This is a genomic window from Bartonella clarridgeiae ATCC 51734 (genome assembly GCF_000518185.1).
In the GTDB taxonomy this organism is placed as follows: domain Bacteria; phylum Pseudomonadota; class Alphaproteobacteria; order Rhizobiales; family Rhizobiaceae; genus Bartonella; species Bartonella clarridgeiae.
The window spans coordinates 1-25576 of sequence record NZ_KI912397.1 but is presented as its reverse complement, the minus strand read 5'-3'; the positions used below and the strand labels follow the sequence as shown (position 1 = coordinate 25576).

Here is a 25576-nt window from a genome sequence, read left to right as displayed (position 1 = left end):
GGATTTTTGAAACAACTCTCAAGATCAGCAGAGCTAAGCGTAAAGCATTATATCACTTGAAACATGGCAAAAAAGTTTGCTATGATTAGGTTTAATTTCTGAATTCAAAGCAAAAGTGTTTGAAGGTTTGAAACGTTCAGATAGCGCATTTGATTTTATTGAAGTAGCGAAATTTTTATAAATACAAAGGAGAGTTTGATCCGCAGTTTTTTGCCATGATCAGATTCTATTTGATAGTGTTGTGATGGTATTACCAAAGGATAATTAAAAGTTAGTTCTTAAACTATCTGAGGAGGGTGATTTATAAAAAATGAAGCGGATGGTGAGAAAACTATGTAAGTGCATTCAATGCTTTACTAATATGTGAAGATACTTTTATTTTAATACACATCGTTGGTTATTTAATACAAACTTTTAAAATCATTTGAAAGAATTAATTATCACTTAAATGAAAATTTATGGAATACACAAGTCGAAGCACAATTAAAAAATTGCAATGAGAATCTAGTAGGTTTTTAGAAAAAGCCATAAAAGCTGCTACGAAAGAAAATAAGCATAAAGGGAATTCATCAGAAAATCATGATGAGGTCATTGCTACAATAAAATAACATTAACAATTATAATAAGAAGAAAAAATTAAAATTATCATTATAATAAATAAAAAAAAAGACTTTTGAGGTTTTTGAAACTAAAGGATCAGGTTCGTGAGCAAAAAGAGCCTCGTGATTGTGAGAAGCTTTTAAATGCAATTGAGCGCTCATCAGAAAATCAATCACCTGTTCATGAGTAAAAAATCGATTTCGTTTATGATGCTCTATACCTTATGGCGTATTGACGTGGTGGATGAGTTAGAAAAATTGCTATCAATAGTTTCATAAGAATAAGTGCTTTCAAAAATTCTTAATGACGTTGTTCAAGAGTTAGCCTGTACTCATAAGTAAGAAAACGTTTCTAAAAAGGGGAAAAATTCTCAAGCTGAATAGCTGTTGTTTAATTACTAGCTGATTTTGAGCCTAATTACGGTTTTGGCGATATAGAAAGGTACGCTTCCAGAGCCTGTGAAAGCAGAGGTTGCTAAATTTCAAGTTTATTTAGGTAGCCAAGATAGGAAAAGATGTCACCAAGTGTGATTAGCTAGAAAACTAGCTAGCTGGATGCATAATGTGGTTGAAAAGCTAAAAAAGGAAAAACGTTATGGAAAGTTTTTATCAAGTAGGGTAACAACATGGGTGGAGATATGCACAACACAGGTTTGAGATTAAAAATGTAAACAGTGTATACAAATTTTTGTTTGAGAATGACGAGATAATTACTGTTTTTTTGGCTCTTGATATAAAAACTATCGATTTGCATAAAAAGTTACGTCCTTAGCAATGGTGTATCTTAAACTTTTAAGAAAAAAGTACAGAAAAAGAAATTAAAACGACATTTTTTGTTTTTTCGAGTGGGTTTAAAGTCAACTGGGTTCAAATGGAAAATTATAGCATTTGTATATTTTTATACGCTTGAAGGCATAAGAAGCTGGGCGTTCCAAATGGGAACTAAAAATCCGTTGAAAGTTAAAGTGGATGGTTTAAATCTGACATTTATGCTGTCCGCAGGTAAATTATATAATTACTATGAAAACTTTTTGAAAGTGAGATGTGAAAGTATGCAGATCGTATCATGAAGAGTCTTAAAAAAAAACTGGGATAAATGGCAAGAGTAAGCTTTGAAGCCGCTTACGCTTATTTAGAAGTTAGCATTTACACACTGTAAAAGACATAGATTTTCAGCTTCTGCGTAAAAATACTGATCAGATTTAAATTAGATATACTTTATAAATCGATATAAACAACACCATAGAAAGCGATTTGATAATTTTTGATCCAAATTTATAGAGAAAGAAATGCATTGTGCAGTCAAATTTGAGAAAATGGAACATGATGCAAAAATATGAGAGAAAACATGCAGATTTTAAAACATTTCCATTTAACACGGCGTAAATCTCAAATGCAAAAAGTTCATAAAAATAATGGTGAGTCATCTAACATGGGATATTGGGGCTGTTGAGTATTTTTATAAGCATAAAGATGGCACACAAGAGTTTTAAGACACTTATCAGTATGATATTCCTGAGGCTGTAAATTATATTACCAAAGTGCAGGTAAAAGCGTGGATTTATGAGAGGGCAAGTACCTAGAAAGATGCTTAATTACAAGTTACTCAATAAAAAGATAAAAATTGTATAAAATCAAATTTTTAAAAATTTATTTTAATTAAATTTATTCACTTTTATAAAAATTAATGTATTTATTTAAATAATATTTTTATATTATTGAATAATAATGTATAAATTATTATAATATTTTTTTGTGCAGTGTAAATATGGTGAATATCTACAAAAACGTTTAATAAAGTAATTTAATTGGTTATCTTGGCGCTGATCCGAAAGCAAAAATGATAGCTTCTAGTGTAGAAATTGTGAATTTTCGCATGGTATCTCTTATAGCTATCAGATAAAGAAACTAATTAGAAAATAAAAAAACGGAAAGGCAATAACACAGTTTTTCGAAATAGATATTATTGACTTATCTTTACCATTGTCTCTAAAAAATTTTAATTCAAGAGAAACTAAAATCAATGTAGTCTACAAAATTTTGGAAAAAAGCAATCTTGCTTTATGATTTCATTCAAGGAAGAGAATTTCCTAAGTGCGCTCATTTAAAAATGGGAGATCATGTTTTTCAAGAGTTCATAAAGGTAAATTCTCTATTGAAAAACAAAAAAACATCTTGATTGCATTTGTTACATTCAAATCAGAAATGTCAAATGCTAATGAAAAACTTACTCACGAAAGATTAACCACTAAAATATACGACATCAACTCACTTATCAGGAATGTCGCAATAGAAGACACTAGATTATGTTCTTAAGCTGTTATGCTTAGTGCTAACAGAGTGATTTTATCATTTGTGATAATATTCTATGAATGAATCAGGCCTAAAAAACAACTTAAACATATAGCGGATAGATTGATAAAATAATTTTTTCTCTGCGAAAATTTAAAAGATTTTGACTTAGATAGTATATGATAATTTCGTTGGGTGCAGTTGCGCTATAAAATACCTTTGTGAGGAAAGCGTAACTATTAGCTAGTTACGTGTTTTGAGTGCTTGACACTTTTTTAGGGTGTCAATCAAAATATCTAATAACTAGGAGTTCTCATGAATATTCTTATAAAGATATCGGAATAAGCGATTGATTAAGAAATTGTTTAAACGTTTAACGCACGTGAGTTGCATGCGTTTTTGCAAGTAGGAAAAGGTTTTTCTACCTGGATGAAAGAGTATATCTTTCAATAAAAATTTGAGGAGGATAAAGATTTCGATTTCATAAGGGTGTAAGATTTATTATTCCAAAAATCTGGAAGGACGGAATCTAAAGTTGTTAAAGTAGTAGACTGTTATATCGCTTTGAATATGGCAAAAGAACTTTTCATAGTTAGAGCGTAATGAAAAAGGTAAACAGGTATGACAGTACTTTATCGAATGGGAACGACTTGCAAAGCAAGTAGTGGCGACATAGATAGAGTACTCAAGCTACAGTGAATGATAAATGATAGGCTTTTTTATAGGGACAAATAGAGAGGAAAGACAATATTATTGCTGAATTAATTTTAACAGTAGAAGCGTTTGAAAGTTTAAAATGCTCTGTTGGTTTGTTTGGTTTCATTGAAGTGGCCAAGGTATAATGCTACCAAAAGATTGAACGAATTACTTGCATAGTCATGATTGGGTTTCTCGTTGTGCTTCAGGCGCTTTTTTGTTATCTTACAAGATAAAAACCAAGAAAGATCTTATAGACTGTCCTACGATTATAATTTAAAATCAAATGGGGCAAGTCATTTCTTCAATTAAACATAACCTAAAGGATTAGCATACCTGAGTGAATAAATTCACAGAGGTGTACAATGGTGACAGTATCGACTGCTTCTTATGTGGTTTATGGATAAAATTGTTTCAGCTTTCCAATCATGAAGACATTAAATATAAAGACTGTAAGGTTCTGTTCAGAATTATGGGCATGATAGAAAAGGCTTTAATTACAAAACTTCAAGATGAAATGCCAAATGCCATTAAGATTCTGACAATTATGAGAGATTTTTGAAATTTAGAATTTTCTAAATTATGGATCTTTTGTTAACAGTTTATGAACCAAGTTTAAAAAATCTATCACGAAAGTAACTTAGTTTTCAAAGAAAAACTTTATCTCTTCGTTTTCTAGAACGAGGAAGAGATTAATGCACAACATTGTAAAACCACAATGTGAAATTAGTTCTCCAATGGTAATTCTGAATATGGAAATTAATTTATGCTCAAACTAAGAGATTTACTAAATAAAATTCGTTGTTCAAAACAAAATAAAAACAATGTTGTATCTGAGCAAAAGGAAAAAGCTATACTTAGGAAAAAATACAATTTTATCTTTTGGAAAGATTCATCATTAAAAATTAATATTGCACGTCTAGAGAATGACATTACTCATGGTAGTTGGTTTGATATGTGTTATGAAGAGTTGGATCTCGAAATGATGCCTGCTCTGATAGAGAAAGCAAACAAAAAATATCCACTGATGAACCTTAAATTTTCTGCAACACCTGAAGATGTTCCTGTATTAATACAAAACACAATAGATAATGAGATTCAATCTTCCAGATTGATAGTTAACGTAGGGAATGACAGAATTCATTTTTCAGTAATTGATCATCAAACTGTTAATAATAAGACATCTTTGATATTATTTGAACCTGTATCATTCAGGCATATGAAACCGGCAATGCTAGCAATCGAGGTAAAAATAGCTCTTGAGAGAAGTCAATTACCTTGTCATTTTTCTGTAGTGGAAATGGATATTCAACGGAGTTCTTCTGAATGTGGAATTATTAGTTTGGCTTTAGCTAAAAAGCTTTATTGTGAATCTGATAAATTAGAAAGATTACATAGAGATAATATTAACGGTGTCTTATATAAATCAGATACTTTTTTTGTATCTTATGATCAGTTAGATAAGTATCTTCCAGTCACTTTTTACAAACATACGCAAAGTGTAAACCGACTTAATGAGTATATAAAATCAAATCCGGAAGCTAAACATGAAATTGTTAACAAGAAGGATGAAGTTATTTTTGAGAGGTTTGATAAGAACTCAGTTGTTATAGATGATAAAAAAGTGTCTTGTTCGCCACATAAGAAAAGGATTTATGAATATAAATCTTTAATGAGATAAGTATAAATCTCTAATTAAATTATCAATTTTGAAAAAAATAAGGGCTGGGATTAAACCTTCAGGTTGTTGTGGGCTCTCATTCTATATAATTGTGCATTTATCGCATATAGCAATTTTATTGGATGTGATGGTGTGCTTACAATATCCTTACAAGGAAAGTGTGGTTATTGTTATATTATTTGTGATTTAACTAATAGGATAAAAGAATGTTGCGAGGATGCGAATTTGATATACTAACAATCGATTCTATGGGATATTTTGGGTATCATAAGAAATATAAACCTTATAAGTAGTTTCATTTGATTAGCTTATAAATAATGCTAAAAAAAGATATAAATTATTCTTTGATGCTTTGGGACTTTCTACAACTTAACCTAACTTTTGAATATTTTCTCAAGCCATTCCTAATATGAAAGATGTTTATAGTACGTGATAAATACCTAAGTAATTTGCTGTATTAAGAATTTTTGATTCGCAATTTTTCAGAACTAAATCCTACCTGATAGCGTTATAATGTCTTTACAAAAGGTGGTTTATTTTTAATTCTGAGATAGCTTATTGAAAAATAAGGAAAAATCTAAGAAAATGGTGCGGACGGCGGGACTTGAACCCGCAAGGCTTTAGGCCGGCAGATTTTAAGTCTGCTATGTTTACCGATTTCATCACGTCCGCGGACAGTTTTCCATAAGGCATATCTTTTATTGAATCAAGGATTAATAATTAAAAGATAAAGTGTTCAACTTTTAATAAAATTTTTGACAGAAAATTTATAACCTATGATTAAAGGAAATCTGTGTGATATTTATGTTATGAGAAAATAAATTCACGCTATGAGTAAATTTGTTTAGGATATAACTAAAACTATGATGGCTTTACATAATTTTTGAAATGCTGTCTCAATGAAATGGCTTTTTTGGTTAAAAATATGATGCAGATGTTTATTTGAAACATAAAGATTTAATAGCTGTACATGGCATATAAAATTTGTAATGCTTTCAATTTTGTTTCCAAAATTCTTGATAAGTAGCAAACGACAAATTTTATGCTAAGCTGCTTTCTAATAAATCAATGAAAATAAACGAGCTAGATCTGATTATTGTATTTGTAGGAGGAACTGATTTGGTTAGTGGTGTAAGTAATTTGTTATGTTAATGTGATTGACAAACAGAGTTTCACTTTGTTGGGCTAAAAGGAGTTGAAAGTTGATTTCTTTGTTTAAGTAAATCTGTCAAATTGAAAATATCGATACACTTTGTAGATGAGGCTATTGTAGCTGAAATTAGTCCATTAAATTATGATATATTGGAGCAGTTTTACTAGATTTATTATTATAGTTTTTAAAAATCGAATTTGTTTTCAATAATTTGAAATGCTGAATTTTGGAAGTATTGTTCTTGAAATAGCTGATTTTTTGTCGATTGATGCTCTGAAAAGTATTTTTCATCAAGAATTTAAGGAAAAAGATTCTTCTAATTGTTTCTGATGGTAATTTTAATTTTGAACATTTTCGAGATATTAAAGGACCGATTTTATATTTTCAGGGAGATATTTTATTTTTAGTTTTTCACAACGTTCTAGTTTAAGTAGTTTTCAGTTCAATTATCATCATTCTGATGATGATATTTTGTATATTTTTAGTATCTTTAAAGAAGTCAGCTAGAAATTTTGATTCTGTATTAATTATTTTTTCAAAAAAATATTAATTTCTATATTTTATAGGGAAAATTTAAAGATTTTTATTAATCATATCGTAATATTGCAGACGATCAAGAGTTATTTGATTTTGTAATTTGAAAATTTTTTGAACAAAAGGATATAAAAAGTGAAATCCATTTTTTGTTTTATGCTGAGTGTGTTTTTATTATTAGGCATTGGAGCATATAATGTAGTAGCTGAACCAACAATAATGCAAAAAACTGCACTTTCAAGTTTAGTTGTTGATATTAATAATGCTGTGAAAAATAGAAATTTTTCTATTATTGCTACTCACATGCCTGATCGGCTTTATAAAGAAATGGCACGTCGGTTAAACACAACAGAGGATAGTTTACGCAATAATTTCCTCGAGAAACTCCGTATTCAGTTTGAAAGTCTGCCTGCTGATGCTTATCATTTAGATGAAACAGAAATAGACTATAAGCAAATTAATAAAGATATTTTTTATGCTTTGATTCCAACTATGATTGAGACAAAGGATCGTATCATAAAATATAAAACCTTAGCGATTTTTGATAATGCTAAATGGTCTTTAGTTTATGGGGGACAGAAGACTATACAAAATACAATCTTTTTAGAGATTTATCCTGATTTTAATCGAATGAATATGCCTAAGGAAATAGTAATAGAAAAATAAATAATTTTGCAAAATGCTTGCTTTTTATTTTAATTCAATGATATTGCTATTGAAGCGTTTGTGTTGATTTTAAATCTTTGCACAAAAGTATTTTATATACCTTATTTTGATAAAATGCTCAAATGGAGTATTTTGCAGCTTGTTTTTATTTAAAGCGTTGGTCCACAAAGTTAAATATTAGGACTCTACTCTTCTATTGCGTGAGTTTTTGAATGTTGCGGTTTAGCTTGTGATTTATTGATAATTATCGAGCTAGGGAAAGTTTTATTTTGAGTATAAGTAAAGAAAATGTTTTTGCAGAACTAGGTTTGTCCTCTCTTTTAATTAAAAACCTATTTAATGCTGGTATGAGCAAACCTAAGCTTATTCAAGCACAAGCTATTCCAGTAATGTTAAAAGGACATGATGTTTTAGGGATTGCACAAACTGGTTCTGGAAAAACATTGGCATTTAGTTTACCTATTTTGAACCGAATTTTAACTTTAGGTGATAAGCGTCATCCTAAAACTGCACGAGCTTTAATTTTGGTTCCTACACGTGAGCTTGCTGTTCAGATTGAAGAAGCAATTAGTGCTGTTGCAAAAGGAACTCATCTTTCAACGTGTTTGATTTTAGGTGGAATGTCGCGTTTGATACAAATTAAACGGATGGCAAAGGGGGTGGATATTTTAATTGCAACACCTGGACGTTTAATGGATCTTATCCGTAGTAAATATATTGATCTTTCTCAGTCACGTTTTTTTGTTCTAGATGAGGCTGATCGTATGTTAGATATGGGTTTTATTAGTGATGTGCGACAAATTGCAAACTTTCTGCATAAAAAATGTCAAACAGCACTTTTTTCTGCTACAATGCCAAAAGAAGTTAATGTGCTTGCAGATAATTTACTTAAGAAACCGATAAAAATAGAAGTTGTTCCTCAGGGAACCACTGCTGTAGAAATTACTCAAGTGCTGTATTGTGTTTCTACAAGTGAAAAAAAAAGTGTTTTGAGTAAACTTTTGACAAATCCTGCTTTGGCTTCAGTTATTGTGTTTATACGTACTAAACATGGAGCTGATTCTGTTGCGCGTAGTTTGAAAAAAACAGGATATTCTGTTGCGACAATCCATGGAAATAAATCACAAAATGCTCGGCAGTGTGCATTAAAAGATTTTCGTGAAGGATTGGTAAGAATTTTGGTTGCAACTGATATTGTTGCACGTGGTATTGATATACCGGGAATTAGCCATGTTATTAATTATGATTTGCCAGATAACGCTGAAAGTTATGTGCATCGTATTGGTCGTACCGGACGTAATGGTGCGTCTGGTGATGCTATTACGCTTTTTGATGAAAAGGTAGAACGGGCACGTTTGTCTGCTATAGAGCGCTTGATTCGTATAAAATTAACACGCAAAGAAATTCCTCCTCAGTTTGCAGCATTGCCGGAAAAGCTACCTGAACCGAAAACTCATAAGCGAGAAGATAATAAGGAACGCCATTTAAAAAGGTCTAAAGGTTGGAAAAAATTTAAGTAGCACTGGTAAAATTGCACAATCACAAAGTAAAAACTTTCGATTAATAACATAAAAAAACAAAATATGCGAAGTCATTCTGTTCTGAAAGTTAGTGAAATTATGTAGCGCAGGTTTACAAAGCATTACTAAAACTTAATACCGTACAGTGTTAGATATAAAACTATTATCTAGGTGCAATAAGCAAAAAAATACGCTGTTATGCTGTTGTGTTTTTCTTAATATGAAATTAGTTTACTTTGTATATTGTAGTGTCATTTAAGTCCACCATTCTCACTATTGGTGCTATTGATGATAGCGATTTTGGCCACTTTTTTATAACTTTAGCAAGAGTTTTTTTATTTTGGAAAGACGTTAAACATAAAAAAACAAATAGAAAAAATTGTAAAGAGAGCAATAACGTGGCTGGAAGTAGAAAATGAAATTAAAATTAAAATGCCGACATGCTTGCTTAATCTTGCTCAATGGGTAAGCGACAAATGAATGTGATTCTTGTACCGATTGGTCTTCAATTTATTTAGAGCGAAAAGACTTTACTGTCATCAGACTAAATTTGGCAAAACAAATCTTACAGCGTAACAAACAAAATGCCCAATAATATGTTTGGAAAAATGTCCAAAAAATCAAATCACAAAGATTAAAGAGTTTATAAAAACGATAAAACAATTCACAAAAGTATTGATTCGCGATACATTGTAGAAGAAAATTTAAGATTTTATTCCCTTATCTTTATGTATCGTCCCTCATCTTTAAAAATATCAATAAATTAAGTTACGCGTTCTATAAAAATATATGGCTCCCCGGGCCGGATTCGAACCAGCGACCAACCGGTTAACAGCCGGTTGCTCTACCACTGAGCTACCGGGGAACAGTATATAATCACCTAAATTACAAAGGCTATAGCAAAGCAATGTTGATTTGCAAAGAGAAAAATTACTTTAATTTTTTAAATATCAAAATTACAATGTTGAATGAATGAAAAAAGGTTAGAAAAAGCTTCTTTGCCTTGACGGATGCTTTGCCTTCCCTTATTGACGATCTTTACATTTTTAATGAGGCCTCGTGGCAGAATGGTTACGCAGAGGACTGCAAATCCTTGTATCCCGGTTCGATTCCGGGCGAGGCCTCCAGCTATTTTGATTGATAATTCTCAAAATCTCAAATGAGCTGCTTTCGTACCTAGTAGCGAGTAGCAAGTAGAATGTCGTGTACATTAAAATTGGTGCAATGAGGATCTTAATTATTGACTGTAGCATGCTTTATTTGTCAAACCGATAGTAGTAGAAGATGTTCATGTCTTAATTGTTACTGCTTTGTTGGGGCTTTTATTGCGTATGGGAGAGAAGACTAGTGATGGTAATAGATTTTGTAGAACTTCGCCGCAAAATGGTTGACAATCAAATTCGTACAGTAGATGTAACTGATTTGTTGGTTCTCGAAGCATTTTTAACAGTGCCACGTGAAGATTTTGTTCCAGAAAATATTAGAGATTTAAGTTATCGTGATACTGATATTGTTTTGTTGCCTGCGCAGAATGATTTATCTGCACGTCATTTAATGAGACCTGCATCTTTAGCAAAATTGTTACAACTGGCAGCTGTAAAATCATCAGATGTTGTTTTGGATATTGGTGCAAATAGTGGTTATTGTGCTGCATTGTTTTCAAAACTTGCGAAATCTGTTATTGCATTAGAAAGCAATAAGGTACTTGTAGAACAGGCTGTTAAGATTTTGGAGCGTAATCAGTGTGATAATGTGATGGTCGTTCATGGGACCTTAGAGAAGGGATATACTGTTAAAGGACCTTATGATGTAATTCTTATTGAAGGTTCTGTTGATTTCATTCCTGATGGTATTTTTGATCAAATGAGAGAAGGCGGGCGCCTTGTTGTGGTTGAAGGATATGGTAATGCTGGTGTTGCACGAATCTATATAAAAAAAGAGAGCACTATTTCGGCTTGTCGTGGTTTTAATCTTTCTGTGAAACCCTTATCTGGATTTTTAAAAATCCCTAATTTTGTTTTTTAATGCTGATTTTTTTTATGAATAGATAAAAAGAGTAGTATGATTAGTTTAGGATTTATATTGTGTTTAAAATAAACAAAAAACTTCAAGTATGTTTATTTCTGATTTTTTGCATTTCTGTCTTTGAATTAGCTTACGCTGATACATTGATGGATGCTTTTGCTAAAGCTTATCTGTATAATGCTAAATTGAATAGTGAGCGCGCGGCTGTGCGAATATCAAATGATGATGTAGTTATTGCAGGCTCAGGCTTTTTACCAAAAATTGAAGGGATTGGAAGCTATGGTCGAAACAAAGCTGTTACAGCTCCTTATAGTAATTCTGGATTTATAGGAATAAGGTTAAATCAAAGATTATTTGATGGTTTTATCACACAAAATACGTTCTTTTCAGCTAAATTAAAAATGAAAGCGCAACGTGAATATTTTCGTAATGTTGAGCAAAATATGTTTCTCGATGTTGTAATAGCATATGCTAATGTATACAAAGCGCGTCGTATTGCTGATCTTCGTCGAAAAAATTTGATTGCCCTTGAAGAGCAAGTGCGTTCAGATAAAGCAAAACTTGAAGTAGGAGAAGGAGGACGTGTTGATTTTGCCCAAGCACAAGCAGCTCGTTCTGTTGCTGTTTCTGAGCTCAGTATTGCTCATGCTAATATAAAATCAGCAGAAGCAATTTATCGGCAAGTAATTGGCGTTGATCCTGCAAAATTAGAACGTCCACTGGTGGCAAGAGAATTACCAGTGAATCTTGATGCTGGTTATCAAATTAGTATTGTTACGCATCCAGCGATTCTTTATGCAAGATATTTAATTGATTCTAGTTTTTATAATGTCAAAGCCAAAGAAGGAGCATTGCTTCCTAAAGTTGATTTATCTGCAACAACATCTTATAATCGAATTTATAGGGGACCTGGGGAAGATGGAGTTTCTCAATCAGTAGGGCTTTCACTTAGTTTTCCAATTTTTGAAGGGGGACGTATGTCTGCGCAGATTCGCCAGGCAAAAGAACAATATAGGCAAGCTTATTTTCAATTTGATTTAGCCCAAAGTAATGTGAAACAGGCGCTCACTTCTGCTTGGTTTCAGCTAGAAGGTGCACGTGCATCTGTTGCAGCTTATCGCGAGAGTGTTCGTGCTGCTGACATTGCTTTTAAAGGTCGTATTCAAGAAAATCGTGTAGGGCAGGCAACTACACTGGATGTTTTAAATTCTCAAACCCAGTTAATTAACGCTCAGATTGCACTAATAGCTGCAGAATGTGATGTTGTAATTGCGAGCTATAATGTTCAATATTCTATTGGTAAATTGACTGCAAATTATTTGGGTTTGAAAACGATTAAATATGTTCGCTGAGGATCGAGTATATAGTCGGTAATTTTTACCGCTGGGATGATTTTAGCTTTCATAAACGAGTAGATTGTAAATTAATTATTGATATTGGAAATATGTTTTGCCTAAATAAAATTTTGTATCACGTTGGAAAAAAGTTGTGTGTAGTATCATATTTAAGATGAAGAGATGTGTTAATTTCGTCATTCTTTTGCTACAGTAAAATATTAGTTTATTTGTTTTTGCGTTTTTGAGAGGGTTTTAAGTATGGTACAGAGTTCAAATGCGTTACATGAGCCAAATATGGATGAGATTTTGACATCTATCCGTGAAATAATTGAAGAGAATTCAGTTCGGTCTGATGATTTTTCAAGTGAATCCATTGCAGAAAATGCTTCTGCAAAGAGTTCAATAATGTCATCAGAAAGTATTTATGATAGGACTTTATCTGTCGATGATGCGATGAAGGCTTTGGCTGATCGTATTGGTTTTTCTGCTGAAGATAGAGTTTCTTCTTTAAAAGCTGATACAAAATTAGAAGATAATATCGATATGGAAAGGGTAAAGCTTTCCTCTGAAGAGCAAGATTCTATTCATAAAGTAAAACAATATGATGAGGCGTTTGTGTCACAGAAAAAAAATACATCTTCTGATTGTGTAGAATTATCTGCGTATGTTGTTTCCTCTGCTGAAAAGGTTGCAAGAGATGTATTGCGTCCAGCCATAGCAGAATGGTTGCAATGTCAATTGCCTATTTTACTTGAAAAAATCCTACGTGAAGAGATTGTCAAAACCCTTAAAAATTTACCTTAAGAGCTTTTAAACTCATTATTTTTGCAGTCTGGCATTTAATTTGATTATCAGAGTTCATGTATAGTTTTACAAAGCCATTTTAGATAAGTAGTGTTTGCATGTAATGTGGTTGGGTATTTTGACCATAAGTTGTTTTTTCAGCGATGTTATGAATAAGTGGATAAGATGCTAGAAAAAAACTATGATGCTGCCTCTGTAGAACCTAGAATTGCAAAAGAATGGGAAAAATGTGGAGCTTTTAAAACAGAGATAGATTTGGAACGAAACGCAGAATCTTTTTGCGTTATGCTTCCGCCGCCAAATGTCACAGGCTCGCTTCATATGGGGCATGCGTTAAATGCGACAATTCAGGATATTATGGTGCGTTTTCAACGGATGCGAGGCAAAAATGTGCTGTGGCAACCAGGTATGGATCATGCAGGGATTGCAACACAAATGGTTGTTGAACGCCAACTTGCAGAACGTCAAGAACCAGCACGTCAAGAAATGGGAAGAGAAAAGTTTATTGAACGTGTTTGGAAATGGCGTAATGAAGCGGGTGGAATTATTACTAATCAGCTTAAACGCCTTGGCGTTTCTTGTGACTGGTCGCGTGAGCGGTTCACAATGGATGAGGGTTTATCTCAGGCTGTTCTTGAAGTTTTTGTTACACTTTACAAGCAAGGGTTGATATATAAGGACAAGCGTTTAGTCAATTGGGATCCAAGGTTATTGACGGCTATTTCAGATCTTGAAGTTGAATTGAAAGAAATCAAAGGTTATTTGTGGCATTTTAGATATCCGCTTGAAGGGAAAATTTTTGATCCGGATGATTCTACAACTTTTATAACAGTTGCAACAACACGTCCTGAAACAATGCTTGGGGATACCGGTATTGCGGTTAATCCTGAAGATGATCGTTATAAAGATCTCATAGGGAAAAATGCTATTTTACCACTCGTTGGTCGCAAGTTGTTAATTGTTGGTGATTCTTATGCCAATCCTGAAGAGGGGAGTGGCGCTGTAAAAATCACACCAGCACATGATTTTAATGATTTTGAAGTAGGACAGCGGTACAATTTACGCTTAATTAATATTTTAACGCAAAAGGCTGAGATTTTTTTGCGTGATAATGAGGCGTTTTTTGATGGTTTGGTCTTATCTGATGAATTGAAGATGTTGGTAGAGCATTTAGATAAAGTTGATCGTTTTGTTGCACGAAATCGAATTGTTTCTTGGATGGAAGAGAGAGACTATTGTGTAACTATTCAAGATCACCTTCATGCTGTTCCTCATGGTGATCGAAGTGGAGTACCCATTGAACCCCTTTTAACAGATCAGTGGTACGTCAATGCTGCAAAATTAGCAGAGCCAGCGATAGAGGCGGTTCGCCAAGGGAAAACGAAATTTATTCCGGCTAGTTGGGAGAAAACTTATTTCAATTGGATGCAGAATATTCAGCCTTGGTGTATTTCTCGCCAATTATGGTGGGGACATCAGATACCTGCTTGGTATGGTCCTGATGGCATGATTTTTGTTGAAAAAAGTGAAAAAGAGGCTTTAGATTCGGCTTTATCTTATTATGGTAAAACAGTTCAGTTAACACGTGATCAGGATGTTTTGGATACTTGGTTTTCATCTGCTCTTTGGCCTTTTTCAACGCTAGGTTGGCCTGATAAAACGATGGAGTTAACGAATTTTTATCCAACATCTCTATCGGTCACTGGATTTGATATTATTTTTTTCTGGGTTGCTCGTATGATGATGATGGGTATACACTTTATGGGAGAAGTACCTTTCCCAACCGTTTATGTACATGCTCTCGTGCGGGATCAGCATGGCGCGAAGATGTCAAAATCAAAGGGAAATATTGTTGATCCGTTGGAACTAATTGATCAATATAGTGCAGATGCATTACGTTTTACTTTAGCTATTATGGCGGCGCAAGGTCGTGATGTAAAACTTAATCCCTCGCGTGTTGCAGGCTATCGTAATTTTATTACGAAATTGTGGAATGCCACTCGATTTGCGGAAATGAATGGTGTTAGGCATGATTTATCTTTCAAACCAGAAAAAACGAAACTTGCATTTAATCGTTGGATTTTAACAGAATTATCCAAAACTGTTTCAGCAGTTACTAAGGGTATTGAAAACTATAAATTTAATGATGCTGCTCACGCACTATATCGATTCATTTGGAATGCATTATGCGATTGGTATCTTGAACTTCTTAAACCTGTGTTTCAAGGTTCGGATGAAGATTCTAAAAAGGAAGCACAAGCATGTACAGCTTGGGTCCTTGATGAAGTTTATAAACTTCTCCACCCTTTTATGCCTCATGTAACAGAGGAGTTGTGGTCTCTTACAGCGATGCAAGACATGAAGCGTGAGAATATATTAGCATTGATGCAATGGCCACAAGTTACATTTAAAGATGAAGAAGCTGCAAATGATATTAGTTGGATTATTGATGTAGTTAGTGGTATTCGTTCTGTGCGTGCTGAAATGAATGTTCCAGCAAGTGCGCTAGCACCTCTCGTAATTTTAGAAGGAGGGCAGGTAATTCAAGAGCGTGTACACCGTTATGGGGCTATTCTTAAAAGATTAGCACGTATTGGAGAAATCCATTTTTCTGATCATGTTCCTGCTATATCAGCTCAAATAATTTTGGGAGATGCAATTTTTTGTTTACCATTAGGGCAGTTGATTAATTTAGATGCTGAACGCATTCGTTTGAAAAGAGATATGGGTAAAATTGAACAAGATATTGAGAAAATATCAATTAAATTAAATAATCCGAAATTCATAGCAAATGCAAAACAAGAAATTGTTGAGCTTGAACGTAAAAGAATTACAGAGCTATATGACGCAAAAAAGAAAGTATCTATTGCTTTAGAGAGGCTAGTTTAACTCAAATTTTATGTCCATTTTAAAAAAATATTTTGGATAGCTTTTTTGATACTTCATGCATTTACATCCGTGACTAAATTTATGATTAAGTGGAAACTCATAAATTAATAAATATCTCGACACTGTTAAAGTGAAAATTAATAAGGAGAAAAAAATCTTATACCAGAGGATAATAATTTTTATTTGTAATTGAAAAAAGCGATCTTTCTGCTCACACACTATTTTTGCAAATATAATATTTTAGGAAAAAACTTGTATGTAACAATATTGATTAGGTCTTATTTAAATAATCAATGCGCAAGATCGATATTGGATTTGTCCATTTAAGAATTCATTTTGCTACTTTTAGATAAATATAATATATAACAATATCATGAATTGTTAATTTTATTTAAAAATAACAATTCTTAAAAAACCTCAGTTAAAAATTTAGTTTATTTATAATCTATCATCGATATAATCTGAATTACAATGTAATGATTAATGATTAAGAATTTTTGATAAAAATTCTTGAGCCCGTGGCGTTCTAGCTTGTGGATCAGAGAAAAATTCTTCAGATGAACAGTCTTCGAGAATCATCCCTTTATCCATAAAAATTATACGTTTTGATACTTTTTGAGCGAAGCTCATTTCGTGAGTAACACAAATCATTGTCATACCTTCTTCTGCTAAGCCTATCATGACATCTAATACTTCACCTACCATTTCTGGATCTAAAGCAGAAGTTGGTTCATCAAAGAGCATAACAAGTGGATCCATAGTTAAAGAACGTGCAATGGCAACACGCTGTTGTTGTCCTCCAGAAAGCTGACCAGGATATTTATCTTTATGTTCTACAAGTCCAACGCGTTCAAGATATAATAAGCCACGCTCAAGCGCTTCTTTTTTACTGCGTTTTAAAACTTTAATTTGTGCAATAGTTAAATTTTCCATGACGGATAAATGTGGAAAAAGCTCGAAATGTTGAAACACCATTCCTACATGGCTACGCAATTTGGATAAATTGGTTTGTTTTGAATGAACTGGTATGCCATCAATCCAAATTTCACCTTTTTGAAAAGGTACTAGGGCATTAATGGTTTTTATGAGGGTTGATTTACCTGATCCTGACGGTCCACAAACTACAACCACTTCTCCTTTGTTGATATTGGTTGTACAGTTTTTAAGAATGTTAACTTCGCCATACCAGTTAGAAACATTTTTCATTTCGATCATATGAGTAGACATCATTTTCCCCCTGTTAGCGAATAATGGATATTTTTTTCTGCAAGAGTAAAACTATCTGCGATAATGTAAAACAGATAACAAAATAGAAAATTGCGGCTAAAATATAAGCTTCTTGCTTTACACCGAAATTGTTAGAAACAATATCAAAGCCATTTAAAAGGCTATTGCCACTGATTGCATAGACAAGTGTTGTATCCTGAAACAGGATAATAATTTGTGTTAAAAAGACTGGTAGCATATTTCTGAAAGCTTGAGGAAGAATGACAATGCGCATATTTTGCCAATACGTCATTCCGAGAGCTTGACCTGCCTGTTTTTGTCCTTGCGAAATTGAAAGTATGCCAGCGCGCATAATTTCGGCAAAATAAGCAGCTTCGAATGCAGTAAAAGTAATTAATGCTGATTTATTAGCACCGATTGATGTACCTGTTATAAAAGGCAGAAGCACAAAAAACCATAAAATAACCATTACAAGCGGTATTGATCGCATGGCAGTAATGTAAATTATAGAAAGTGTAGAAAGCAGTTTAACGGAAGAAAGACGCATCATTGCCAATAATATGCCGAAGATAAGACCAAATACGGTTGTAACAATCGTTAGAAAAACGCTAAAAAGTAAACCTGATAAAATATAAGAACAGAATATATCAAAAGTAAAAAACGAAAAATCAAATTCTGAAAAATTAAAAGGAGAATAAGAGTTTATAAATTCTATTACCATAGTTAACGCCCCTCTTTTTGAAAACAGGGAATTTTAATTATTCTCTCAATTATTGTCATGATGACAAATATGAATAGGGATATAAGAATATAAAGGATTGTAACAAGAAGATAATTTTCATAAACATGACTTACTTCTTCAATCGTTTGATATTGAAATTGCATTAGCTCATTAATAGAAACAGCGAATGCTATAGATGAATTTTTCACAATGCCCATTGCTTCTGAAGTGAGTGGTGGCATGATTGTACGAATAGCACGTGGTAATATGATGTAACGATAACTCTGATAAGTATTAAATCCCATTGCCATAGCAGCATAACGTTGCCCAGAGGGAATAGATTCAATACCGGAGCGAATTTGCTCTGCGATACGTGCGGATGTAAAAAAACCTAAAGCACAGGTTATTAATAAAATGGGTGGGAAATTCATTGCGGGTGGATAAATTTTAGGCACAACAAAATACCATAAAAATACTTGTACAAGTAAAGGAATATTACGCATAGTTTCTACCCAAAAAGCACCAATAGCACGCAGAAAGCTATTAATAATGGAAGTCTTGGGCAGGGTACGTATCATTCCTATAATAACACCAACAAATACAGCCAATATCAATGAATAAATAGATAATATTGCTGTATTTTTAAAACCATCGAGGAGTGTATCCAAATAGGTATGACTTATGCCAGGAGTTCCGAGGCACCCGGCTACTAATGTATGATTAAGATCATCTGTGCAAAGGAACGAGAAGTCCATTAATTGATTTTCCTCAAGTTAATCAGCTGCTAATTAGAGAGAATAAATCAGCCATATTGATGTATGCTAAGTGTATTGAAAATTTAGAATATGATTATACTCAATTTGTAAGGAGTATAATCATTTTCTTGTAATGATTTTATAGCTTGTTTTCTATATAATTTTCCCGTGGTTTATTATTTGGGTGCTCCCAAGCATATTGAGTTTCTTTAGATAGAGGAAGATTGATGATAGTATTTGTAGGGGGAATTGGTTCCATGAACCACTTATTATAGAGTTTTTCGAGTGATGAATCATTGATTTGACGTACGATGCTATCGTTAATGACCTGTTCAAAGTTTTTGTCATTTAGGCGGAGCATACAAGCGATAGGTTCAACGGAGAGTGTAGTGTCAAGAATTATATAATCGGATGGATTTTTTGATTTAGCGATATTTGCAGAGAGAATTGATGTATCCATGACAAATGCATCAGCTCGACCGGATTCTAATAATAGGAAGCTATCTCCGTGGTCTTTACCATTCACGACTTTAAAATGAATGTTTTTTTGACGTTTATTTTTACGGATGAGCTGTACAGCTGTCGTACCAGTGGTTGTTGCAACTGTTTTGCCATTTAAATCGTCAATAGATTTAATGCCAGAATTTTTCTTTACAACAATTTTAACTGATTCAACATAGGTTGTATATGCAAATGCAGCTTCTTTACTACGAGCAGAATCATTTGTTGTAGATCCACATTCAAAATCATAAGTACCGTTTTTCAGTAGAGGGATTCGATTTTGTGATGTAATGGGAAGATAATTAACTTTGATTGGTTTACCAATTTTTTTTGAGATATCATCAATGATACGTTCCGCCATTTCCGTATGGAATCCTGTATATTTACCATTACCAAGTGCATAAGCTAGACCTGATGATTCGCGAACACCTAAAGTGATTTCTCCTGTTTTTTTAATTTTCTCAAGTGTATCATTTGTAGCATGAGCAATGCTCGTTAACCCCATAGAAATTACTACAATAAATATTAAAAGTGATTTTCTCATTATTTCCTCCATTTTTTTATTTCTTTATTCTTTTTGCTTTATTCAGGATATATTTCGATATGTGATGTAGCATATTTATTATTTTAGGTGGGATTTTTTTTATATATCCATTTTTTATATATCCCATCAAACAAAAATTATATTTCATTAATCGCAGTTGAGTTGGACCCAAATGGGAATGTGGTCTGATGGTTTTTGATGTCCTCTCATTTCTGTTTGGCTGTACGCACAAATCAGTTGATCTGCGGCTTCTGGCGATAATAATAAATGGTCAATACGTATACCATTATTTTTTTTCCATGCACCAGCTTGAAAATCCCAAAAACTAAACGATGGAGTGTCTGTAACACATCGAATAGCGTCATAGAAACCTAAATGAACAATACATTGAAATATTTGTCTTATTTGTGGAAGGAATAAAGCATCATTGCTCCATTCTTGGGGATTTTTTGCATCTAATGGGGTCGGAATGACATTATAGTCACCAGCGAGGATTAGAGGTTCTTCATATGCAAGTAACGATTTTGCATGTGTATAGAATCTCTTCATCCATTCCATTTTATAAAGGTATTTCTCGCTATTGATAGGGTTGCCATTTGGAAGATAGAGGGAAGCAACACGAATACTTCCTTTATTTGTTGAATAAACAGTTTCAATATAACGTGCTTGCTTATCATTATTATCACCTGGTAATCGACGAATAATTTCATCAGGTACTTTTTTGGAGAGAATTGCAACACCATTGAAGCTTTTTTGTCCATGCGTTTCTATATGATAGCCTAAACTTTCAATTGTATCACGCGGGAAATTCTCATCAACACTTTTAATTTCTTGTAAGCAAACTATATCGGGTTGATTCTGTTTTAGCCATTTACATAATGTTTCATGTCGCGCTTTTATACCAGCTATATTCCATGTTGCTATTTTCATGTTGTTTAGTTTTAAGTATCAGGTGTGTAATTAGCAAGTCGTTCTGTTGAGTATTATGCAATTACCCCCAATATATTGTAGTCATTTTGTCGTGTGAGCTTATTATTTTGTGTATTAGCTTTTTTGCTCAATTGAATTTTTAATTTTGCAAATTTTTCTGATGTTTAGTACTTGACGAACGTATGTGTTCCCGCTATTAGAAGCTATCGCAATCAGTATGAAAGTGATTAAGGATTAGGGTGATTTTGAATTCATCTTAAGGAAAGTTTGTAAGATTTAAAGAAAATGCTAATGCAAGAGGCTATTGCCTCCTATGCTAGTAGTCGGGTAAACTGTTTTATACAGTCATGCCCGATTTTGTATTATGAACTATGTATTTATTCTGGATATTATCGGAGTAAATGTATGGTAATGGAAGCCCAAGTGGGTACGACGAATGCAGATTGTTTAAAGAGGAAGGTTGCATGCCTACCGTAAATCAGTTGATTAGAAAGCCACGAGTAGTGCCAGTTAAACGCAATAAGGTTCCTGCTCTTCAAGAGAATCCGCAAAAGCGTGGCGTTTGTACGCGTGTATATACAACGACACCGAAGAAGCCGAATTCTGCTCTTCGTAAAGTTGCGAAAGTTCGTTTGACGAATGGGTTTGAGGTAATTGGTTATATTCCTGGTGAGGGGCATAATCTTCAGGAGCACTCTGTTGTGATGATTCGTGGTGGTCGTGTAAAGGATCTGCCTGGGGTTCGATATCACATTGTTCGTGGTTTGCTTGATACTCAGGGTGTCAAAAATCGTAAACAGCGTCGTTCTAAGTATGGCGCAAAGCGTCCAAAATAAATTGAGAGACAAAGCCAATGTCCCGTCGCCATAGAGCAGAAAAACGTGAAATTAATCCAGATCCTAAATACGGTGATTTGGTTATTGCGAAATTTATGAACGCCATTATGTTTGATGGTAAAAAGTCAGTAGCTGAGCGTATTGTTTATGGTGCGCTTGATTCTGTTGAGAATAAGGTTAAGACAGATCCTGTTGCTGTGTTTCATCAGGCGTTGGAAAATATAGCTCCGCATATTGAAGTTCGTTCGCGTCGTGTTGGGGGTGCGACTTATCAGGTCCCAATTGATGTCCGTCCTGATCGGCGTCAGGCTTTAGCTATTCGTTGGTTGATTGCGGCGGCGCGTGGGCGAAATGAAACAACAATGATTGATCGCCTTTCTGGTGAGTTGGTTGATGCTGCTAATAATCGTGGTTCTGCAGTGAAAAAGAGGGAAGATGTTCATCGTATGGCTGAAGCTAATCGTGCATTTTCTCATTATCGCTGGTAGGTGTATTTAGAAAAAAATCTAAGGCAAAAAAGAATGGCTCGCGAATATAAAATTGAGGACTATCGTAATTTTGGTATTATGGCGCATATTGATGCCGGTAAGACCACGATGACTGAGCGTATTTTGTTCTATACTGGTAAGAATCACAAAATTGGTGAAACGCATGATGGTGCTTCTACGATGGATTGGATGGAGCAGGAGCAGGAGCGTGGTATTACAATTACATCCGCTGCGACGACTACTTTTTGGAAAGGACATGATGGTCGGAAGCGCCGCTTTAATATCATTGATACACCTGGTCACGTTGATTTTACAATTGAAGTTGAGCGCTCTTTGCGTGTTCTTGATGGTGCTATAGCGTTGTTGGATGCGAATGCAGGAGTGGAGCCTCAAACAGAAACTGTTTGGCGGCAGGCTGAGAAGTATCATGTGCCCCGTATGATATTTGTTAATAAGATGGATAAAATTGGGGCCGATTTCTATCGTAGTGTAGAAATGGTTGCTTCTCGGTTAGGTGCTAGGGCGCTTGTTCTGCAATTGCCGATAGGTGCTGAAAATGATTTTGAAGGTGTTGTTGATCTTATCGAGATGAAAGCGTTGAAATGGGATGGTTCCATTGGAGCTTCAGCTACGGTAAGTGAGATACCTGCTGAATTAAAGGAAAAGGCAGAAGAATACCGAGAAAAATTGATTGAGATGGCTGTTGAAGTTGATGAAGCTGCAACAGAAGCTTATTTAGAGGGGGTTATGCCAACCAAGGAGCAGCTTGTTGCTCTTGTTCGTAAAGGAACAATAGAAGTTCAATTTCATCCGGTTCTTTGTGGTACAGCTTTTAAAAATAAAGGTGTTCAACCACTTTTAGATGCTATTGTTTCTTATCTTCCTTCTCCGGTTGATGTTCCAGCTATTAGTGGTATTGATGTTAAGACTGAGGCTGAAACAACGCGTGAATCTTCAGATGAAGCTCCGCTTTCTATGCTTGCTTTTAAAATTATGAATGATCCGTTTGTTGGGTCATTGACTTTTTGTCGCATTTATTCTGGTAAGGTTCAAAAAGGTATTTCTCTTGAAAATACTGTAAAGGGAAAAAGAGAGCGTTTGGGACGTATGCTTCAGATGCATTCTAATTCTCGTGAGGATATTGAAGAGGCATTTGCAGGTGATATTGTTGCTCTTGCTGGTCTTAAGGAGACAACAACGGGTGATACTCTTTGTGATCCTTTGAAGCCTGTTATTTTGGAGCGGATGGAATTTCCTGAACCTGTTATTGAAATTGCTATTGAGCCGAAAACAAAGGCGGATCAAGAAAAAATGGGTCTTGCTCTTAATCGTTTGGCTGCGGAAGATCCTTCGTTTCGTGTTAAGTCGGATGAGGAATCTGGTCAGACGATTATTGCTGGAATGGGTGAGCTTCATCTTGATATTATTGTTGATCGTATGCGGCGTGAATTTAAGGTTGAAGCTAATGTCGGACAGCCTCAAGTGGCTTATCGTGAATCGATAACGAAGGTTGCTGAAATTGATTATACTCATAAGAAGCAGTCTGGTGGTGCTGGGCAATTTGCTCGTGTAAAAATTATTTTTGAACCTCATGGGGGCGATGATTTCATTTTTGAATCAAAAATTGTTGGTGGTGCTGTCCCTAAAGAGTATATTCCAGGTGTTCAAAAAGGTATTGAAAGTGTTATGGGGTCAGGTCCTCTTGCCGGATTTCCTATGCTTGGTGTAAAAGCTACTTTGATTGATGGTGGCTATCATGATGTTGATTCTTCTGTTTTAGCCTTTGAGATTGCTGCGCGTGCAGCATTTCGGGAAGGTGCAAAAAAAGCTGGTGCTCAACTTCTTGAACCAATTATGAAGGTGGAGGTTGTAGCGCCGGAAGATTATGTTGGTGATGTAATTGGTGATTTAAATTCTCGTCGAGGTCAGATTTCAGGTACTGAAGTCCGTGGTATTGCGACAGTTGTAAATGCAATGGTTCCTTTGGCAAATATGTTTGGTTATGTAAATACACTTCGATCAATGAGTCAGGGGCGAGCTCAATATACGATGCAATTTGATCATTATGAGCCAGTTCCTTTAGCTGTAGCGCAGGAGATTCAGAAAAGATACGCGTAATCAATATACGTAATTTGTGATCGTATATTAACTTTAACTTAGTTCATGATTTGAACAAAAAAATGGAGAGCTCAAATGGCAAAGAGCAAATTTGAACGTACGAAGCCGCATGTTAATATAGGTACGATTGGTCACGTTGATCATGGGAAGACTTCATTGACAGCAGCGATTACGAAGTATTTTGGTGAATTTAAAGCATATGATCAAATTGATGCAGCCCCTGAGGAGCGTGCTCGTGGTATAACGATATCTACTGCGCATGTTGAGTATGAAACGGAGAGTCGTCACTATGCCCATGTTGATTGTCCTGGTCATGCGGATTATGTTAAGAACATGATTACAGGGGCTGCGCAAATGGATGGAGCTATATTGGTTGTTTCTGCAGCGGATGGTCCTATGCCTCAGACTCGGGAGCATATTTTGTTGGCACGTCAGGTTGGTGTTCCAGCGATTGTTGTTTTTCTAAATAAAGTTGATCAGGTTGATGATGCAGAGCTTTTAGAGCTTGTTGAACTTGAGGTTCGAGAACTTTTATCGAAATATGATTTTCCTGGGGATGATATTCCCATAGTTAAAGGGTCAGCTTTAGCAGCCCTTGAGGATTCTAATAAGAGTATAGGGGAAGATTCCGTTCGTCTTTTGATGAGTGAAGTTGATAAGTATATACCGACACCTGAACGTCCAGTTGATCAACCGTTTTTGATGCCTATTGAAGATGTATTTTCCATATCTGGTCGTGGTACGGTTGTTACAGGTCGTGTTGAGCGTGGTGTTATTAAAGTTGGTGAAGAAATAGAGATTATCGGTATTCGTCCTACGTCTAAGACGACAGTCACCGGGGTTGAAATGTTTCGTAAGCTTTTGGATCAAGGTCAGGCTGGTGATAATATTGGAGCTTTGCTTCGTGGTGTTGATCGTGAAGGGATTGAGCGTGGTCAGGTGTTGGCAAAGCCTGGTTCTGTTACGCCGCATACTAAGTTTAAAGCTGAGGCCTATATTTTAACGAAAGATGAAGGTGGTCGTCACACACCGTTTTTCACGAATTATCGTCCGCAATTTTATTTTCGTACGACAGATGTCACCGGTATAGTTACGTTGCCTGAGGGCACAGAAATGGTTATGCCAGGTGATAATGTCGCTATGGATGTTTCTTTGATTGTGCCGATTGCAATGGAGGAGAAGCTCCGTTTTGCAATTCGAGAAGGTGGCCGTACCGTTGGGGCTGGTATCGTATCTAAAATCATTGAATAAATGAAATAA

At 34.5% G+C, this 25576-nt stretch carries 16 protein-coding genes, 3 tRNA genes and 1 pseudogene; 13 read left to right on the top strand and 7 right to left on the bottom strand.

The features are described from left to right. Positions 1–3272 precede the first annotated feature (3272 nt). Both T420_RS07620 and T420_RS0105595 read left to right on the top strand, forming a co-directional pair. Positions 3273–3344, top strand: a pseudogene (locus T420_RS07620) (phage antirepressor Ant); the annotation flags it as partial. Positions 3345–4353: 1009 nt separating this feature from the next. Beyond that, the gene (locus T420_RS0105595) at positions 4354–5268 is read left to right on the top strand and encodes a YopJ/AvrA family T3SS effector serine/threonine acetyltransferase (RefSeq protein ID WP_013545271.1); all 915 of its coding nucleotides are present in this window, start codon (positions 4354–4356) and stop codon (positions 5266–5268) included. A gap of 586 nt (positions 5269–5854) precedes the next feature. Here the strand turns inward: T420_RS0105595 and T420_RS0105590 are convergent. Further along, a tRNA-Leu gene (locus T420_RS0105590) sits at positions 5855–5940 on the bottom strand. Between the two features lie 1150 nt (positions 5941–7090). On the opposite strand from T420_RS0105590, the gene T420_RS0105585 reads away from it, so the two are divergent. Beyond that, positions 7091–7621: a hypothetical protein gene (locus T420_RS0105585; protein WP_013545268.1), complete on the top strand. Its 531-nt coding sequence runs from the start codon at positions 7091–7093 to the stop codon at positions 7619–7621. A gap of 269 nt (positions 7622–7890) precedes the next feature. Further along, entirely contained in the window at positions 7891–9141 is a 1251-nt protein-coding gene (locus T420_RS0105580) for a DEAD/DEAH box helicase (RefSeq protein ID WP_013545267.1), read from the top strand. Between the two features lie 790 nt (positions 9142–9931). Here T420_RS0105580 and T420_RS0105575 read toward each other — a convergent pair. Next, a tRNA-Asn gene (locus T420_RS0105575) sits at positions 9932–10006 on the bottom strand. Positions 10007–10194: 188 nt separating this feature from the next. On the opposite strand from T420_RS0105575, the gene T420_RS0105570 reads away from it, so the two are divergent. The 5 genes from T420_RS0105570 to T420_RS0105550 all read left to right on the top strand — a co-directional run bounded on the left by T420_RS0105570 (position 10195) and on the right by T420_RS0105550 (position 16196). Continuing rightward, positions 10195–10268, top strand: a tRNA-Cys gene (locus T420_RS0105570). Positions 10269–10491: 223 nt separating this feature from the next. Continuing rightward, the gene (locus T420_RS0105565; protein ID WP_026501214.1) at positions 10492–11166 is read left to right on the top strand and encodes a protein-L-isoaspartate O-methyltransferase family protein; all 675 of its coding nucleotides are present in this window, start codon (positions 10492–10494) and stop codon (positions 11164–11166) included. 50 nt (positions 11167–11216) lie between these two features. Then, the gene (locus tag T420_RS0105560) at positions 11217–12518 is read left to right on the top strand and encodes a TolC family outer membrane protein (RefSeq protein ID WP_423775979.1); all 1302 of its coding nucleotides are present in this window, start codon (positions 11217–11219) and stop codon (positions 12516–12518) included. A 243-nt stretch (positions 12519–12761) separates the two neighbouring features. Further along, positions 12762–13307 (top strand): DUF2497 domain-containing protein, encoded by a 546-nt coding sequence (locus T420_RS0105555; protein ID WP_013545263.1) that lies wholly within the window; start codon positions 12762–12764, stop codon positions 13305–13307. 165 nt (positions 13308–13472) lie between these two features. Continuing rightward, positions 13473–16196 carry a valine--tRNA ligase gene (locus tag T420_RS0105550; protein WP_013545262.1) on the top strand — a complete coding sequence of 908 codons (2724 nt, stop codon included), beginning with the start codon at positions 13473–13475 and terminating at the stop codon, positions 16194–16196. A 480-nt stretch (positions 16197–16676) separates the two neighbouring features. Here T420_RS0105550 and T420_RS0105545 read toward each other — a convergent pair whose 3' ends face one another. The 5 genes from T420_RS0105545 to xth form a co-directional block, all read right to left on the bottom strand. Next, complete coding sequence (locus T420_RS0105545) at positions 16677–17423, bottom strand: amino acid ABC transporter ATP-binding protein (protein WP_035451003.1); 747 nt, start codon at positions 17421–17423, stop codon at positions 16677–16679. 13 nt (positions 17424–17436) lie between these two features. Next, positions 17437–18144 carry an amino acid ABC transporter permease gene (locus T420_RS0105540; protein ID WP_026501211.1) on the bottom strand — a complete coding sequence of 236 codons (708 nt, stop codon included), beginning with the start codon at positions 18142–18144 and terminating at the stop codon, positions 17437–17439. Between the two features lie 2 nt (positions 18145–18146). Beyond that, positions 18147–18899 (bottom strand): amino acid ABC transporter permease, encoded by a 753-nt coding sequence (locus T420_RS0105535; protein ID WP_013545259.1) that lies wholly within the window; start codon positions 18897–18899, stop codon positions 18147–18149. Between the two features lie 139 nt (positions 18900–19038). Beyond that, positions 19039–19944 carry a transporter substrate-binding domain-containing protein gene (locus T420_RS0105530; protein ID WP_013545258.1) on the bottom strand — a complete coding sequence of 302 codons (906 nt, stop codon included), beginning with the start codon at positions 19942–19944 and terminating at the stop codon, positions 19039–19041. A gap of 147 nt (positions 19945–20091) precedes the next feature. Then, a complete protein-coding gene (gene xth, locus T420_RS0105525) occupies positions 20092–20874 on the bottom strand; it encodes an exodeoxyribonuclease III (protein ID WP_013545257.1) in 783 nt (260 codons plus the stop codon). A gap of 464 nt (positions 20875–21338) precedes the next feature. Here xth and rpsL point away from each other — a divergent pair, with 464 nt between their 5' ends. The 4 genes from rpsL (at position 21339) to tuf (ending at position 25567) form a co-directional block, all read left to right on the top strand. After that, a complete protein-coding gene (gene rpsL / locus T420_RS0105520; RefSeq protein ID WP_013545256.1) occupies positions 21339–21710 on the top strand; it encodes a 30S ribosomal protein S12 in 372 nt (123 codons plus the stop codon). A gap of 17 nt (positions 21711–21727) precedes the next feature. Next, the gene (rpsG, locus tag T420_RS0105515; RefSeq protein WP_013545255.1) at positions 21728–22198 is read left to right on the top strand and encodes a 30S ribosomal protein S7; all 471 of its coding nucleotides are present in this window, start codon (positions 21728–21730) and stop codon (positions 22196–22198) included. A gap of 33 nt (positions 22199–22231) precedes the next feature. After that, entirely contained in the window at positions 22232–24316 is a 2085-nt protein-coding gene (fusA, locus tag T420_RS0105510; protein ID WP_013545254.1) for an elongation factor G, read from the top strand. A gap of 75 nt (positions 24317–24391) precedes the next feature. Then, a complete protein-coding gene (tuf, locus tag T420_RS0105505) occupies positions 24392–25567 on the top strand; it encodes an elongation factor Tu (RefSeq protein WP_013545217.1) in 1176 nt (391 codons plus the stop codon). The last annotated feature ends 9 nt before the right edge of the window (positions 25568–25576 follow it).

Excerpts from the sequence above, each read along its gene's own strand:
- T420_RS0105555 (WP_013545263.1), top strand. The coding sequence starts at position 12,762 with ATGGTACAGAGTTCAAATGCGTTACATGAGCCAAATATGGATGAGATT.
- tuf (WP_013545217.1), top strand. The coding sequence starts at position 24,392 with ATGGCAAAGAGCAAATTTGAACGTACGAAGCCGCATGTTAATATAGGT.
- xth (WP_013545257.1), bottom strand. The coding sequence starts at position 20,874 with ATGAAAATAGCAACATGGAATATAGCTGGTATAAAAGCGCGACATGAA.
- rpsG (WP_013545255.1), top strand. The coding sequence starts at position 21,728 with ATGTCCCGTCGCCATAGAGCAGAAAAACGTGAAATTAATCCAGATCCT.
- T420_RS0105550 (WP_013545262.1), top strand. The coding sequence starts at position 13,473 with ATGCTAGAAAAAAACTATGATGCTGCCTCTGTAGAACCTAGAATTGCA.
- T420_RS0105545 (WP_035451003.1), bottom strand. The coding sequence starts at position 17,423 with ATGTCTACTCATATGATCGAAATGAAAAATGTTTCTAACTGGTATGGC.
- T420_RS0105595 (WP_013545271.1), top strand. The coding sequence starts at position 4,354 with ATGCTCAAACTAAGAGATTTACTAAATAAAATTCGTTGTTCAAAACAA.
- T420_RS0105535 (WP_013545259.1), bottom strand. The coding sequence starts at position 18,899 with ATGGACTTCTCGTTCCTTTGCACAGATGATCTTAATCATACATTAGTA.
- T420_RS0105540 (WP_026501211.1), bottom strand. The coding sequence starts at position 18,144 with ATGGTAATAGAATTTATAAACTCTTATTCTCCTTTTAATTTTTCAGAA.
- fusA (WP_013545254.1), top strand. The coding sequence starts at position 22,232 with ATGGCTCGCGAATATAAAATTGAGGACTATCGTAATTTTGGTATTATG.
- T420_RS0105530 (WP_013545258.1), bottom strand. The coding sequence starts at position 19,944 with ATGAGAAAATCACTTTTAATATTTATTGTAGTAATTTCTATGGGGTTA.
- rpsL (WP_013545256.1), top strand. The coding sequence starts at position 21,339 with ATGCCTACCGTAAATCAGTTGATTAGAAAGCCACGAGTAGTGCCAGTT.
- T420_RS0105565 (WP_026501214.1), top strand. The coding sequence starts at position 10,492 with ATGGTAATAGATTTTGTAGAACTTCGCCGCAAAATGGTTGACAATCAA.